The organism is Pseudomonas sp. CCI4.2 (assembly GCF_034350045.1).
Taxonomy (GTDB): domain Bacteria; phylum Pseudomonadota; class Gammaproteobacteria; order Pseudomonadales; family Pseudomonadaceae; genus Aquipseudomonas.
On the sequence record NZ_CP133781.1, the window covers coordinates 1592345 to 1608090 of the forward strand.

Consider the following 15746-nt stretch of genomic DNA (forward strand, 5'->3'; position numbering starts at 1 on the left):
TCATTATTATAGGTAGTTCATTTGATGGACAAGGAAGGGAAACTCGTACGCTCTGCTAAGAATGCCGGATGCGCCCAGAACCGCTCCCGTTTTCCCTACCCAAAGACCCAAAGGATCGGCAGATCTAGAGCGTAGTTCTCGCACATCGTGCTCTGCTAATAACGACAAATTCAACCATGCATAAACTCTTGGATCGGATAGTGCAGCGGGGTATAATTTTTTTAAAATATTTAGTAAGCCGTATGCACCATGGCACATTGAATCATTCGAGGGCCGTTCCCTTTGTATAAGACTTTCATAGCAAAAAAACGATGATGCAGGTTTTTCTGTAATAAAATCTAATGCTTCTTGTACTCCGTGTTCCGCAAAATACTGAAGGGCGAGATAGTTTCCTGGTAAACCGTGACTCCATGAGAACTCACCACCTTTCGATTCAGACCTACGGCGGTAATCGGGCCAGTTGTTGATGCTTTCATCAAATTGCTTCAATTCCCAGTCTAAAAACGTAGTGAAAACATCATACGCTTCGGCTGTCCTAGCGATGGTTTTATAAAAATAAAATGCTGAGTATGCGCATCCCATGACGCCATGGGAAATTCCGGAGAGAAGTGCGTCTTGTCGAATAGTCACGGACTTGTCGAATTGAACCATTCGCTTGCCATCAGCGATAGTAAGCTCAGTGTCAATTTTTCCGTGCAAATTTACGGCCAAAGCGCTGAATTCGTAATCACCGGAAAGTTCAAATAGCTTAGTCAGTACGCTGAGTGTTCCGTACATACCAGAAAGAAGGTCAGCGCCCCAATAATACTTCTGCCACCAGTCTTCCGACATTGCGCTGTGCAAATAATTTTTGTATTTTTCTAACAATTCATATGTCGACTATCGTCAAAATACTTGAGACAGATTGCGAGAGGTAAGATCGATGAGGATATGCCAAAATGTGAGCCTCCCAGATGAGACCCCTGATTATCTAATTTGGCGACTACTCGCCTATATGTCTCATTCAGCAGCGGTAATAAGCCGTCTGTCGGTATTGGTGTCATGTGGTGGATGGTTACTAGGCCATATATTATGCCGGAAAGCCCGTAATATAGATCTTCTCCCAATTCAGAATATTCTATATAACCCCCCGGCGATGCGTGAAAGCCATACCATAAACCGTTATTGGAAAGTTCTGTTGAGATTTTGGTAGTGAGAAATTTTATATTCTCATGTTGAGAACGTCTTATACTTTCTATTACGTCCGGTAGACTGAGTGAGTTAAGATTGATCGCGTCAACTTCCCTAAAATTATGCGTTGTTAGTTTTTTATCATGATCGTACATAAACTTCATAGCGGTTAAGGTATTATTTATTTGAGCGAGTTCAAAATTGCGGCGGCTCTCGGAGAAATTTTCGATATAATCAACGCTGTTGGATAGCCCGTCCAGATAGGTGTTTGGATCTAGATGCCCTTCCCCGGAATAGTGGGGCTCGAAAAAGTCTAGTGACCCAACCTGGCTTTTTGCATATGGAATGTCAAGATTCAAAAGTGCTTTTACTTCCGCGGGTAAAAATCCTTTTGCTGGCGCATTATCATTATCAAGAATCTTGGCTAAAAACGCTTCTCGCTCATTTGTCGAACGCATCAAAGATGCATGAAGGGAGCATTGCAGCGCATAATGGTAAGTAGCGGTGGGGCGTGGCACGTAACGCGATGGAAGTCCTTTGAATGATTGAATTTTTTGGACTACGAATAGCTTGTTTTTTTCTAGGACCGAAAAAATTTGTTGAATCCTTCACGAATTTCTTGCTCATAGAGCCATGGGCTAACGACCTCTCCATCAATATAAAGTACGTTTTCTGCTGGAAATATTTTGACGCCGTCGGTGCCGAAAGTTCCATCACCGCTGTCATCTTCTATGTACTGGTACAAATTAAGGCTGACATATTGTTCTCTCAGGCCACCTAGAGCGCTTAAATCGACCCCGATCCCGTCGGTCCCCTTCCAAGTCCAGTTCGGAAGTATGCTTGTCTGGGCACAGTTCCAACGAACCTCTTTAGGGATCGTCTTGATATCTAGCACGCAGTAAAACATAGTCTCGAGGTCGATGGGGGTAGGGTTGCTTCCATTGCATATAATATTGTCAGAGGTTATATCGGAAGCGGTAAAAGCTGTACAAAACCCTAGAAGAAACCCGGCACGTTTATAATAAGTATGCACATCCAAAATATTACTAGCTGGTGTATGTGGCACAAACTGTGCCCAGCCGTGGTCTTGATTTACGATGTAGGACGGAATTTCCCATTCCGCGTAACTAGTTCCTGCATCTTCAGAAAGCCTCTTTAGAAGCATCGAAGCGTTATGTTCTATCGTGAGATTTCTGGGTTTATATATTACTTTGCTACCATTGGAGAAAGTTAAGCTGCAGACGGTGAGGGAGCCATTGTGAGTTTCACCTTCCGACGGGTTACACTCACTGATGGGATAGGACGACTGTTCGCCGATTAATGCCTCCAAGAATGCTCGATCTTCGCTTAGACGAGTTGCCAAAAGTCGGGTTTGATCAACAAAATTTTCGGATACTTGCTGGAGTACCCGGTCCAACTCTGGATATGCCTCTAGGATATTGAGCAAATAATTTGAATTATTTCTCACTAAATTATAGTATTCCACAGTGTTCAATTTATGTGGTTTGATCGTTGAATTTAATATATCTTTTTCTACGGTTAATACGTTAGCAGCAGTATTTGTGATTCGCGTTGACAAGTTCCTTAAATAACCATTGATGATCACCTTTTTCTCTGGTTCAGCTAATCCTTCAATCTTTGTTAAGCCTTCGATAGACTTTTTTGTAAAAAAGACTAGGTATGGCCATACCGGACAATCGGTCGTGATACTTTTTACGTCTTGCGATTGTAGTTTTAATATTTCAATAGCGTATTGCATCTGACTTCCTTGCATAGAGGACGGCTGCGTCGCAGCCGTCAACTTGATTCACGCGTATGTTGCGTTGCAGCAACGGCTCCAGCACTGAGTGCAACAGCTGGTACACGGTTTGGTACCACTGCTTGCTGATGTGAGATTACTGTATGCTTGAATAACAAGCGCTGAAATTGGCGCAATTGTTTCCAACATCACACTTCGGTTATTTTGAATTGTTTCGAGATCGATCTGCATATTGCTCTCGCTTTATGAGAAATTTAGTTAAGGTAATGGATCGCAATGTATCTAGCGGACGACATATATAGTTGGATGGCACTTTCAGATAATGCTCGCACATTGTATAGGTCAAGAACTGTTCATTAGCGAATCTCCTAATCAGGCTTTTTGAGATTTATGTACCGGGTTATTTGTATTGATTTATTGTTCACCTCAAACCGCGTCGGGTCAACAGCGATACATTCCGGGAATGTTGTAGCTTTTGTCTTAAGACAATTCCTACAATTATTTAAAGCGATTCCTGCGTGGTAAGTTTGTATTGAAGCGTAACATCCACCTTGCGCTTACTATTTTGGAACTTCCAACAATCACTCGGAAAGGGCTAACCGTTATACTTGCGTCCGCCCCGAAGCTGTGGACGCGGGCGTGACTAGTCACCATGAGGGTGTAAGCGTGAACCTAATCAATAAGATACTGGCAGTACCCGCCGTCGTATTGGCCCTTTGGGCCGTTGCCGCTCAAGCTACGACCACTGACGATATTGCCAAGCGTCTGGAGCCAGTAGGCCAAGTCTGCGTTCAAGGCAAAGAATGCCCTGGGATGGACTTTGTCGCATCGGCTGCCGGTGGCGGCGGGGCGAAAACCCCGGACGACATCATTGCCGGCCATTGTGGCGCATGCCACGGCACCGGTTTGCTGGGTTCGCCGAAAATCGGTGACGCCGCCGACTGGGGCAAGCGCGCCAAAGAGCAGGGCGGTCTTGACGGCATCTTGGCCAAGGCCATCACGGGCATCAACGCCATGCCGCCTAAAGGCACCTGCGCCGATTGCTCCGATGCAGAGCTCAAAGCCACCATCTCGCAAATGTCTGGGTTGAAGTAATTCAGTCCGATAAAAATAGCCGGCCTTGGGTCGGCTTTTTTTTACGCGCGATTCACTGTGTAGGGGCGCGCTTGTCCGCGATCAGCTGCGCAGCAGTCGTCAATCAGGCAGCTCGGGTTTTTCCGTTGAAATCGGGTCAGATATTTGGGACCGCTTCGCGATCCATCGTGGGCAAGCGCGCTCCTACCAGTGGCGAATTTGCGGTATTTGTTTGGCCACAAATAACCCACAACCCTGTTCTTTGCAGTAAACACCCGGCAAGCTCGGTCCAACCTGAAATCAAGGATGTGCCGGGAGGGTTCAATGCCAAAGTCATGCTCCATCGAACACGCCGTCAACCAAGTGCTCGAACGATTGCCTGCGCACATTCATATGGGGCTGCCGCTGGGCTTGGGCAAACCCAATCTTTTCGTTAACGCTCTGTATGCTCGAGTCAGGCAGTTGCCCGAGCGACGGCTGACGATTTACACCGCGCTTTGCCTTGGGCGGCCTGATTTGGGTGATGGGTTGCAGGAGCGCTTTCTTGAGCCCTTCGTGGCGCGGGTGTTTGGTGACTATCCCGAGTTGGATTTTCTCGCTGACCTTCACCGGGACAGCCTGCCGCTGAATATCCACGTTGAGCAATTTTTCATGTTGCCGGGCAGTTTGCTTACTAGTCACTCGGCGCAGCAGGATTACGTCAGTAGCAATTACAGCCATGCGGCCCGCGACATTAATGCCAATGGCTTGAACCTGGTGGCGCAACTGGTTGCTCGCGATCCGGCGCGTTCAGGGCGGTTGAGCTTGAGCTGTAATTCGGATGTGACCCTTGATCTGTTGCCGATGATTGCCAAACGTCGTGCTGCCGGTGAGACCATTTTGTTGCTCGGTCACGTACACGCCGATTTGCCGTACATGCCGGGTGACTCGGAGCTCGACGTGGATGATTTCGATCTGCTGATCGAGAACGAAGACCACAGCACCTTGTTTTCCACGCCGAACATGCCGGTGGGTTTTCAGGACCATTTCATCGGCTTGCATACCAGCACCTTAGTGCGCGATGGCGGCACGTTGCAGATCGGCATTGGTTCGATGGGCGATGCGTTGACGGCGGCGTTGCTGGCCCGACAAGCCGATAATGGAGCCTATCGGGCGCTGCTCGACGAGTTGGATGCCACCACGTCTTGGCAGACCTTGATCCAGCGTGAAGGCGGCTTGCAACCTTTTGCTCAGGGTCTGTACGGGTGCAGCGAAATGTTCGTCAACGGTCTGTTGGTGTTGGTCGATGCAGGCATAGTGCGGCGCAGGGTGTATGCCGATGCCGCCGCGCAAAGACAGGCTATCGCGGGCACGCTGGATGAGTCATTGCGGTCAGACGGCGTCGTGGTTCACGGAGGTTTTTTCCTCGGGCCGAATAGTTTTTATCAGCGCCTGCGTGAGTTCTCGTTGGAGCAGATGGGGCGCTTCAATATGACCGCCATCAGTTACATCAACGAGCTGTACGGCAACGAGGAGCTCAAGCGACTGCAGCGACGCGACGCGCGATTCATTAATAGTGCGTTCAAAGTAACGTTGCTGGGGGCGGCCATTGCCGATCAATTGGAAGACGGGCGCGTGGTCAGCGGGGTCGGTGGCCAATACAATTTTGTTGCCCAGGCTCATGCGTTGGAGGGCGCGCGCTCGGTGTTGATGCTGCGCAGCTGGCGTGAATCCGGCGGTGATGTCAGTTCAAGCATCGTTTGGGCCTACGGCCACGCCACCATTCCCCGGCATTTGCGTGACATCGTGGTCACTGAATATGGCATCGCTGATTTGCGGGGCAAAACCGACGCCAGGGTGATTGAGGCGCTGTTGAACATCAGTGATTCACGCTTTCAGGCAAAGCTGATTGAGCAAGCGCAGAAGGTGGGTAAGTTGCCTCGGGATTTTCAGCTTGATCCACGCTTCTCCGATAACACGCCCGAGCGCTTGCAGGCACTGCAGGCTCGGTACGGGCAGCTCTTCCCCGAGTACCCTCTGGGGTGTGATTTCAGTGCCGAAGAAAAGGATTTACTGCGGGCGTTGAATTGGCTGAAGAGCAAATTCAAACTCACTGAGATTTTACAGTTGGGCAAAGCCACTTTCGATGCGCCAGAGCCAAGCACTTACCCGGCGCACCTTGAGCGAATGCAGTTGGATAATCCACAGGGCTTGAGGGAAGAGCTGTTTCAGCGGCTGGTGCTGGCGGGGTTGCAGGCCACTGATCCTGGCGTCTGAGGCAGCCGTGCTCCTACAATTAAAATATCGATTATCAACGGGTTATGCCGTGTTTGATAAGCGCCACCGTGCTGGCGAAGGTTCTGACGGTCACTCCATGAACGTTACAACGCCGCCGGCCAGTGATTTAACCCGAGCCAGTGACTCGACGCGATAACCCTGGGCATCCAGTTCGGCCCGGCCGCCTTGAAACGATTTCTCGATCACGATACCGACGCCTACCACACTGGCGCCCGCTTGTTTGATGATCGAAATCAGCGCTTGCGAGGCTTTGCCGTTGGCCAAAAAGTCATCAATGATCAGTACCCGATCACTGCTGGTCAGGTGACGGGGCGAGATGGCGACGGTGCTTTCGACTTGCTTGGTGAATGAGTACACCGTCGCCGAGAGCAGGTTTTCCGTCAGCGTCAGGGACTGATGCTTGCGGGCGAAAATCACCGGCACGCCCAGTTTCAGTCCAGTCATGATTGCCGGTGCAATGCCCGAGGCTTCGATGGTGACAATTTTGGTGATGCCCGAATCAGCGAACAGCGTGGCGAATTCATTGCCGATCAGCTGCATCAACGCCGGGTCGATCTGGTGGTTGAGAAACGCATCGACCTTCAACACCTGGTCTGAAAGGACAATGCCCTCTTCACGAATTTTCTGATGCAGTGCTTCCACGATGATTCCTCAAGCGGCGCAAATGTGCGCAATAAATGAACAAAAATTAGCGTTTCAGCATGGCACGTATGTCAGCCAGTGCTGTGTTACCTCGAACAGCTTTTACTTCGACCGGGGTGTCATCGTTGCCTTCCCAAGCGAGATCGTCAGGCGGTAACTCATCCAGGAAACGGCTGGGTGCGCAGTCAATGATTTCCCCGTACTGCTTGCGCTTGGCCGCAAAAGTGAAGGCCAGTGTTTCACGTGCCCGGGTGATGCCGACATACGCCAAACGGCGCTCTTCCTCGACGGTATCGGCTTCGATACTGGAGCGGTGCGGAAGAATCTCTTCCTCCATGCCCATGATGAACACGTAGGGAAACTCCAGCCCCTTGGACGCGTGCAAAGTCATCATTTGCACGCCCTCGGCGTTGTCCTCTTCTTCCTGCTGACGTTCGAGCATGTCGCGCAAGACCAGCTTGCCGATGGCCTCCTCGATGGTCATCCCGCCTTCTTCGTCTTTTTCCAGGGTGTTCTTCAATGCTTCGATCAAAAACCAGACGTTAGCCATCCGGTAATCGGCGGCTTTTTCGCTGGAGCTGTTCTGCCGTAGCCAATTCTCGTAATCGATGTCCACGACCATGCTGCGCAACGCCGCGATGGGATCGTTCTGCGCGCATTGCTGGCGCACGCCGTCCATCCAGCGCTTGAAGCGTTGCAGGCGGTCGGTATAGCGACTGTCCAGGTGCGTGCCCAAACCAATCTCGTCGGTGGCAGCGTACATCGATACTTTGCGCTCGGTGGCGTAGTTGCCGAGCTTTTCCAGGGTAGTTGAGCCGATTTCCCGGCGCGGCACATTGATCACGCGCAAGAAGGCGTTGTCGTCATCCGGGTTTACCAAGAGTCGGAAATAAGCCATCAGGTCTTTCACTTCCTGACGTCCGAAGAAGCTGTTACCGCCCGACAGTCGATATGGAATCTGGTGGTGCTGCAGCTTCAGTTCGATCAGCTTGGCTTGATAGTTACCGCGATAAAGAATCGCGAAATCGCTGTAAGGACGGTCGGTGCGCAGGTGCAGGGTGAGCAGTTCAACGGCCACGCGCTCGGCTTCTGCGTCTTCGTTACGGCAACGGATCACACGAATTTCGTCGCCGTGGCCCATGTCGCTCCACAGTTGTTTTTCAAACGCGTGAGGGTTGTTCGAGATCAACACGTTGGCACACCGCAGGATGCGACTGGTGGAACGGTAGTTCTGTTCAAGCATGACCACTTTCAGCGACGGGTAATCGTCTTTCAGCAGCATCAGGTTTTCTGGCCGGGCGCCGCGCCAAGCGTAGATGGACTGGTCATCGTCGCCGACCACGGTGAACTGATGCCGAGTGCCGATCAGCAGCTTCACCAGCAGGTATTGGCTGGCGTTGGTGTCTTGGTATTCGTCCACCAGCAGGTAGCGGACTTTGTTTTGCCACTTTTCGAGAATGTCGGCGTGTTCCTGGAACAGCTTCACCGGCACCAGGATCAGGTCGTCAAAATCCACCGCGTTATAGGCTTTGAGCGTGCGCTGATAGTGGGTGTAAACGATGGCGGCGGTCTGTTCTTTGGGGTTGCGGGCATTTTCCAAGGCCTGGGCAGGCATGATCAGGTCGTTTTTCCAGGACCCGATCATGTTCTTGATTTCGTCGACGCCATCGTCGCCTGAGTATTCCTTTTGCATAATGTCGGTCATCAGCGATTTGACGTCGGTCTCGTCGAAAATCGAGAAACCGGGTTTGTAACCCAGCCGCGCGTGTTCCTTGCGGATAATGTTCAAGCCCAGGTTGTGGAACGTCGACACCGTCAAGCCGCGACCTTCGCCGCCTTTAAGCAACGTGCCGACCCGCTCTTTCATCTCCCGGGCCGCTTTATTGGTAAAGGTCATGGCGACAATGTGCTGTGCCCGAATGCCACAATTCTGGATCAGATGGGCGATCTTGCGGGTGATTACGCTGGTCTTGCCGGAGCCAGCACCGGCGAGCACCAAAAGAGGGCCGCCGACGTAGTTCACGGCTTCTTGTTGCCGGGGATTGAGTCGGGACATGACAGAAAGAGATCGCTCACGAAATGGCCGGGCATTTTAACAGGATCAAGCCTTTATGCCGTCATCGTCAGACACTGTGACGCAGCACTCGATCTAAATTTGCCGGTTTTGATACTTTCGCGCAGGATGCGCATTGAATTGCGCTCATCCTCGGACTTTTGAGCGGTATTACCAACGATTTTTAGTGAGTCTAGGGAGCTAGTTTGTTGACGTCTGCCCAACCCTTGCATTTGCTGTTGTTGGCCCAAACGCCAGAATGGTCCGCGTTGTTGCGCGAGTGTCTCGTTCCATTGGGAGACACGGTGACGCTGGTCTGCGCGCCGAGCTGGGAAGATGTGAGCGGCTTGTTCAATGACGAACCCAATGCCGTGCTGCTAACAACCCCTCAATTACAGCCAGTACCTGGGCGCTGTAAGTTGCCTGTGGTGATGCTGCTCGAACATGAGCCGACAGAGCCGCCGGTGGGCGTCAGTGATTGGTTGGTGCTTGATGCGCTGAATATCGACACGGTTCGTCGGTGCCTGCGGCATGTGCACGAGCGCGGTGTGCTTGAAAACACCCTACAGCGTCTGGCTGAGCAGGACCCGTTGACGGGTATCGCCAATCGCCAGGGTTTCCAGACCTTATTGGCCGCCCGTTTAGCCGAAAACGACGGGCGTGGCCTGGCCCTCGGCCATCTCGATCTGGACAACTTCCGCCATGCCAACGACGCACTGGGTCATCAGGCCGGTGACCGGTTGATCCTGCAAGTGGTCTCGCGGCTTAAAAGCCAGCTCGAAGCTGGCGATCAATTGGCCCGGCTCGGCAGTGATGAATTCGCTTTGTTGATCGACACCCGTCGTGCGCCGCAACGTGCCGAATGGATGGCCGAGCGCATCGTTGACGCGATGTCTGAAGCGTACTGGGTTGACGGCGAAAGCCTGTTGATCGGTTGCAGCCTAGGCATTGCTCACGCGCGCGCCCAGGCAGGCGCCGATCCGCTGATGTGGCACGCGCACATCGCCATGCAGCAGGCGAAAAGCACTCAGGGCTGCACTTTTCATATCTTCAATGAGCGCATCAATCGCAACGCACGAAGCCTGGCGGACCTTGAAACAGAGCTGCGCGCAGCCTTGCGCCTTGATGAGTTGGAACTGCATTACCAACCACGATTGTCCCTGGAAGACGGTCGCATCGTGGGCCTTGAAGCCTTGGTGCGGTGGCGCCACGCTGAGCGCGGATTGCTGCCACCGAGTGAGTTCGTGCCGTTGGCTGAGCAAAGCGGGTTAATCGTGCCCCTCGGTTATTGGGTGATTTCCCGCGCGCTGCGTGACATGCAGGACCTTCGTGAGCGCGGGTTACCGCCGCTGCACATGGCGATCAATTTGTCGTTCCGTCAATTTCAGGACAGCCAACTGCTGTCGACGTTAACCCGGTTGATCGCCGAACGCGGCGTCGATGCGCGCTGGCTGGAGTTCGAGCTGACCGAAACGGCGGTCATGCGCCGCAGTGATTTGGTCAAGCAAACCATGGATGCGCTGGGCCGCCTGGGCGTGCGCTTCTCGCTGGACGATTTCGGCACCGGTTTCTCTTCATTCGTGCACCTCAACAGCTTACCGATTGCTTTGCTCAAGGTTGATAAGAGCTTCGTGGGTGGCATGGAGCTGCGTGAAGAGAACCGAAAACTGGTTCACGCCATGATCAACCTGGCGCATAACCTAAACCTCGAAGTGGTGGCCGAAGGGGTTGAAACCGCTGAGCAGTTGGCGTTGCTGCGCGACTTTGGCTGCAATCAAATTCAGGGATACCTCATCAGCAAACCGCTGCCGCTGGATCAACTGGTTCAGTATTTAACGTTTGGTCAGCGCGAAAACGTCGGACAAACCAAAAACCTATCTAACAACTAGTGTCTGTAGGAGCCAACGTGTTGGCGAAGGCCCTTCGGACCTTATCGCAGCCTTCGGCAGCTACAGAATCTGTGTAGCGCCAAACCGTGGGACCGAATTCATTCGGGAAGGCTCCAGTCCTGACACCCTGCAACCTCAAACCACACAAAGTGCCACCCAGTTTGCTGCGCGAGACAGCGCGGCGTCGAAGACGTGGCGGACCCTCCTACAAGGGTTGATTGCTCTAAATCGGCTTTACGCCAAAACCGTCTCGCCTACCGGTGCTTGCCGCAAGAGACGTGATGTTTTTCGTTCGAAGGCCACGATCAGCGCTGATGCTGCGCACGCTAATCCCAACGCCAACCCCCACCAAACCCCGATGGCGCCGCCGTTGACGTAAAAACCGAAGGTCCAGGCCGCTGGCGCTCCGATTAGCCAATAGCACGCGAGGCCGATCATAAAGGTGGTCTTTGCGTCCTTGAACCCACGGATCGCGCCCATGGCTAGTGTTTGGGCGCCGTCGAACAATTCAAACCATGCGGCGATCGCCAGCAACTTCACGGCGAGTTCTATCACGTCATGGTTGGCCGGATTGTCAGAATCCAGAAACAGGCCCACCACCATGTGCGGTGCCAGCCAGAACAGCAGCCCAAAGCCAAGCATCATCAAAGAGCCGAACGCGATGCCCGCTCGTCCCGCCAAGCGCGCTTGCTGAAGTTTGCCCGCGCCATAATGGGTGCCGATTCGCATGGTCATCGCGTAGGAAATCCCGACCGGGATCATGAATGCCATTGACACCGATTGCAGCGCGATCTGGTGCGCGGCCATTTGCGAGCGGCCCATCGCACCCATGCAAAAAGCGGCAAACGTGAACAGACCGATTTCAACGGCATAAGTCCCGCCAATCGGTAAGCCCAGGCGCCACAGCTCTTTCAAATAGTGCAGGGACGGGCGCATCAAACCTTGGCGAAGGGGATAGCGGGCGTAGGCCCAATGCCGACGAATGTGCAGCGCCAGCAGTAATGCCATGCCGTTCGCCACCAACGCTGTCACCAGACCAATGCCCATCAGCCCCAAATGCGGCAGACCAAACAGCCCGTGGATCAGGGCATAGTTAAAGCCGAAGTTCACTGCCACGCCGCCGATGCTGATGACCATCACCGGCCCTGCGCGGCCTAGCGCGCTGGTGAACCCACGCAACACCATAAAGCTCAACAAACCGGGTAACGCGAAGGGCAGGGTGATCAAAAACTCACCGGCCAAGTGTACGTTGGCCTCGTTCTGGCCGAGCCTGAGCAGGATTGGCTCCAGATTCCACAGCAGCGTTGCGGCGACCAATGCCATGCCCCATGCCAGCCACAGTCCATTTTGAGTCAGGCGGATAACGCCCTCGAGGTCGCCAGCCCCATGGCGAATTGCGACCAAGGTGCCAACGGCGGCAATCACCCCCACACAGAAAAAAGCGATCAGGTTATAGCTGGCCACCCCCAGCCCGCCGCCCGCCAATGCGTCGGGCCCGAGATGGCCCATCATGACGGTGTCGGTAAAGACCATCAGCATGTGCGCCATTTGCGACGCAATCAGCGGCCCGGCCAGGCGCAGAATGGTTCTCAGCTCATTGATCCAGGGGGCTTTAGTAGCAACAGGTTGCATGGGTGTGGCTCGGTATCAGGGTTTTATGAGCAACTGATTCTCGACAGTTAAGCGCATTGGCACAAAGGGATAAATCCGATGCTTGGCATGAGTAAAACTCATCTGAAGCCCGTTCAGGTAGAGTGACCGCAAACCGCAACAGGAAGCGCTGTATGTCACGTACTTTGCCCCCGCTGTATGCCCTTCGCGCCTTTGAAGCCGCTGCTCGGCACAGCTCATTCACCCGAGCGGCCGAAGAGTTGTCGATCACCCAAAGTGCGGTGAGTCGTCATATCCGCACCTTGGAGGAGCATTTCGCCTGCCGTTTGTTTCAGCGTAATGGCCGTAACGTGCAGTTGACCGAGGCCGCACGCCTTTTATTGCCGGGGGTGCGGGAAGGTTTTTCGGCACTGGAGCGGGCGTGCAGCACCTTGCGCGCAGAAGATGGCGTGCTGCGGATGAAGGCGCCGTCGACCCTGACAATGCGTTGGTTGCTGGCGCGCTTGAGCCGTTTTCGTCACCTGCAGGTCGGCAATGAAGTGCAACTGACCAGCGCCTGGATGGACATCGAAAGTGTTGACTTCACTCAAGAACCATTCGACTGCGCGGTGTTACTCAGTCGTGGGAACTTTCCCCCGGATTGGGAGGCGACGTACCTGTTTCCCGAGTTGTTGATTCCAGTCGGCGCTCCGACGTTGCTTGAGGATCAGCCCTGGGATGTTGCACGTTTGGCCAGCGCCGAACTGCTGCACCCCACGCCGGATCGTCGGGATTGGCGCAGTTGGCTTGAGCGGATGGGATTGTTGGATCAGGTTTCATTGAAGGGCGGACAACTTTTCGACACCCTTGAGTTGGGTATGATTGCTGCCGCCCGTGGCTATGGCGTGTCCATGGGCGATTTGTTGATGGTTGCCGAGGATGTGGCGCAGGGACGCCTGAGTTTGCCGTGGCGCACGGCGGTGGTCAGCGGCGAAAACTACTATTTGGTGTGGCCGAAGACACGCCCCGGCGGAGAGCGTTTGCGTCGGCTCAGTGATTTTCTTCAGGGCGAGGTCCAGGCGATGACGTTACCAGCGGTAGAAGTACTGAAATAGGCAGCGGGGCTCAGCCAAGGCGACAGCGCCACTTTGCTTTGCGACCTCGCGCCGCACTCAAGTATTTTTCGTATCGGCCGAATCCGTATAAGCATGGTGTTTCGTTCAAAAACGTTCAATATGCCTCTTCATCGAAATTTTGCTGGGCAGCCGATTGGAAGTAAAACGCTGCTGCTGTCCAGCCAGGAGCCTTCATGTCTGAACCCAGTGCCCGTATCGCTACGCAGCTAGGCGTCGCCCTGGCGGTCATTTTGGCTGTGGTCATCACCGGTAGTACGGTGTTTGCCTTGCGCTCACTGGACAGGGCCAACCTGGAAATTCGTGAAGACCACATGTCCAGCGAAGCGCGCTTGCTCGCGGATCAGTTGAATACCTTTCATAGCAGCCTGCGCGAAAGCACGTTGCGGTTGAGCGGGTTATTCGAAAAGCGCTTCGCCGCAGGATTGAGCCTGCACGCAGACAGCCCGGTGACCGTCGCCGGGATGCAGACACCGGGTTTGATGGTGGGTGATCAGGTGTTGAACAACGACTTCACCGAGGTCGACAACTTCAAGCAAATGACCGCCGGCGTAGCGACGATTTTTGTGCGTAGCGGCGACGACTTCATTCGCATCAGCACGTCCCTGAGGAAGCAGGACGGCACGCGCGCCATCGGCACGTTGCTCGATCACAAGAGTGCGGCTTATGAGCGTTTGATGGCGGGCGAGGGCTACGTGGGCCGGGCCTTATTGTTCGAGCGCTATTACGTGACCCACGTACAGCCCAGTGCGTGACAGTACTGGCAAGATCATCGCCGCCCTGTTCGTCGGTTTCGATTACACCGACGCGCAAAATACTCAATTTGAAAACCTGAAAAACTTCCGCATCGGAAACACCGGCTCGCTGGCGCTGCTCGATGAGCAAAATCACTGGCTGGTTGCTCCGGACGGGGTCAAGGATTTGAAGCAGGCAGTTCAGAGTTTGGCCGACATTATCGAGCGTCCGGGTAACGGCCAGTTCTGGGCGAACAGTGGCCAGGAGTTTTATACCGTCGCCTCGCCGTTTGCTGGTGGGCCATGGACGGTATTTGCAAGCATGCCGGAGGCCGAGATCAACGCCGTGACTTGGAGCGTCGGCATGCAATTGGCCATCGGCAGCCTGCTGGCCATGTTGATCGCGGTCGGTGCGGCCATTTGGCTGCTGCGCCGTAAATTGCAGCCGCTGTCAGACTTGGTGCATCAGGCCGAGGCCATGGGCGCGGGGGATCTGAGCGCTAGGCTGAACGTCTCCAGCCACGATGAAATTGGCCAACTGGCGGGCAGTTTCAATCAGATGGGTGAAGCGCTATCGAACATGGTCTCGCACATCCGTAGTGCGGCTCAGGAAGTCAGTGGTCGTGCTCAAGCGTTGTCTGGTTTATCGGGCGGGGCCTACGAAGGGATGGAGCAGCAGTCCGGCGAGATCACCAGCATGGCCGGCGCTGTGGAAGAGTTCAGCGCCACCTCGTTGAATATCGCCGACAACATGGGCAACACCGAGCGCCTTGCGCAGGAAAACGCCCAGCAAACGCGTATTGGGCGAAGCTCAATGGATGAGGCCTCGACGTCACTGCAGCAGATTGCCTCGTCGTTGAATGGCACCGCCACCGTGATCAATACCCTGGGCCAGCGCTCGCAGGAGATTGGCAGCATTGTCGGCGTTATCACCTCGATTGCCGAACAGACCAACTTGCTGGCGCTCAACGCTGCGATTGAAGCGGCGCGGGCGGGTGAGCAGGGTCGTGGTTTTGCGGTGGTCGCCGATGAGGTGCGCAACCTGGCGTCGCGCACCCGTAAGGCTACCGACGAAATCACCGACATGATCGCCAGCATCCAGCTCGAAACCGGCAACGCCATCAGCACCATGGAGCAGGGCAACGCATTGATGCAGGAAGGCCTGTCACGCAACGCCACCGTTGCCGCCGCGCTGGCCCGGATTGATGAGCAAAGCCGCTCTGCCGGCGAACAATTTGCCGCCATCACCACGGCCACTCAAGAACAAAGCAATACGGCAACCCTGCTCAGCAGTAATCTGCAAAGCATCGCCCTGGCCAACAGCGAGCAGCGCGAAGTGGTGTCCCACTTGGCGATCACCGCCAAGGAACTGGAAGAACTGGCGGAGGAGTTGCGCAAGGAAGTGAATCGGTTTCGGTGAGGCTT

Annotated in this window: 10 protein-coding genes and 1 pseudogene; 5 read left to right on the top strand and 6 right to left on the bottom strand. The window is 54.1% G+C overall.

Annotation, left to right across the window (positions count from 1 at the left end; genetic code table 11):
* Window positions 1-6: 6 nt before the first annotated feature.
* From RHM65_RS07055 to RHM65_RS07065, 3 genes are read right to left on the bottom strand one after another with little or no spacing between them, the layout of a single operon-like run.
* Window positions 7-867, bottom strand: a complete 861-nt coding sequence (locus tag RHM65_RS07055; protein WP_322184569.1) for a lanthionine synthetase LanC family protein — start codon at window positions 865-867, stop codon at window positions 7-9.
* Window positions 861-1775 carry a DUF4135 domain-containing protein gene (locus RHM65_RS07060; protein ID WP_322185275.1) on the bottom strand — a complete coding sequence of 305 codons (915 nt, stop codon included), beginning with the start codon at window positions 1773-1775 and terminating at the stop codon, window positions 861-863. Before RHM65_RS07060 ends, RHM65_RS07055 begins: the two co-directional genes overlap by 7 nt.
* The gene (locus RHM65_RS07065) at window positions 1751-2929 is read right to left on the bottom strand and encodes a DUF4135 domain-containing protein (protein WP_322184570.1); all 1179 of its coding nucleotides are present in this window, start codon (window positions 2927-2929) and stop codon (window positions 1751-1753) included. Before RHM65_RS07065 ends, RHM65_RS07060 begins: the two co-directional genes overlap by 25 nt.
* Window positions 2930-3595: 666 nt before the next feature.
* Between RHM65_RS07065 and RHM65_RS07070 the strand changes: the two genes are divergently transcribed.
* Together RHM65_RS07070 and RHM65_RS07075 are read left to right on the top strand one after the other, a co-directional pair.
* The gene (locus RHM65_RS07070) at window positions 3596-4024 is read left to right on the top strand and encodes a c-type cytochrome (RefSeq protein WP_322184571.1); all 429 of its coding nucleotides are present in this window, start codon (window positions 3596-3598) and stop codon (window positions 4022-4024) included.
* 303 nt (window positions 4025-4327) lie between these two features.
* The gene (locus tag RHM65_RS07075; RefSeq protein WP_322184572.1) at window positions 4328-6259 is read left to right on the top strand and encodes an acetyl-CoA hydrolase/transferase C-terminal domain-containing protein; all 1932 of its coding nucleotides are present in this window, start codon (window positions 4328-4330) and stop codon (window positions 6257-6259) included.
* Window positions 6260-6349: 90 nt separating this feature from the next.
* Here RHM65_RS07075 and RHM65_RS07080 read toward each other — a convergent pair whose 3' ends face one another.
* Both RHM65_RS07080 and rep read right to left on the bottom strand, forming a co-directional pair.
* Window positions 6350-6922, bottom strand: coding sequence for a xanthine phosphoribosyltransferase (locus tag RHM65_RS07080; RefSeq protein ID WP_322166643.1), 573 nt, complete (start codon window positions 6920-6922; stop codon window positions 6350-6352).
* A gap of 46 nt (window positions 6923-6968) precedes the next feature.
* The gene (gene rep / locus RHM65_RS07085; RefSeq protein ID WP_322166641.1) at window positions 6969-8978 is read right to left on the bottom strand and encodes a DNA helicase Rep; all 2010 of its coding nucleotides are present in this window, start codon (window positions 8976-8978) and stop codon (window positions 6969-6971) included.
* A 203-nt stretch (window positions 8979-9181) separates the two neighbouring features.
* Here rep and RHM65_RS07090 point away from each other — a divergent pair, with 203 nt between their 5' ends.
* On the top strand, window positions 9182-10864 hold the full coding sequence (locus RHM65_RS07090) for a bifunctional diguanylate cyclase/phosphodiesterase (RefSeq protein ID WP_322184573.1): 1683 nt from the start codon (window positions 9182-9184) through the stop codon (window positions 10862-10864).
* Between the two features lie 234 nt (window positions 10865-11098).
* Here RHM65_RS07090 and RHM65_RS07095 read toward each other — a convergent pair whose 3' ends face one another.
* Window positions 11099-12496, bottom strand: a complete 1398-nt coding sequence (locus RHM65_RS07095) for a NorM family multidrug efflux MATE transporter (RefSeq protein ID WP_322184574.1) — start codon at window positions 12494-12496, stop codon at window positions 11099-11101.
* Window positions 12497-12648: 152 nt separating this feature from the next.
* Between RHM65_RS07095 and RHM65_RS07100 the strand changes: the two genes are divergently transcribed.
* Both RHM65_RS07100 and RHM65_RS07105 read left to right on the top strand, forming a co-directional pair.
* Window positions 12649-13569: a LysR substrate-binding domain-containing protein gene (locus RHM65_RS07100; protein WP_322166638.1), complete on the top strand. Its 921-nt coding sequence runs from the start codon at window positions 12649-12651 to the stop codon at window positions 13567-13569.
* A 194-nt stretch (window positions 13570-13763) separates the two neighbouring features.
* Window positions 13764-15741 (top strand): annotated as a pseudogene (locus tag RHM65_RS07105) (Cache 3/Cache 2 fusion domain-containing protein).
* Window positions 15742-15746: the final 5 nt, after the last annotated feature.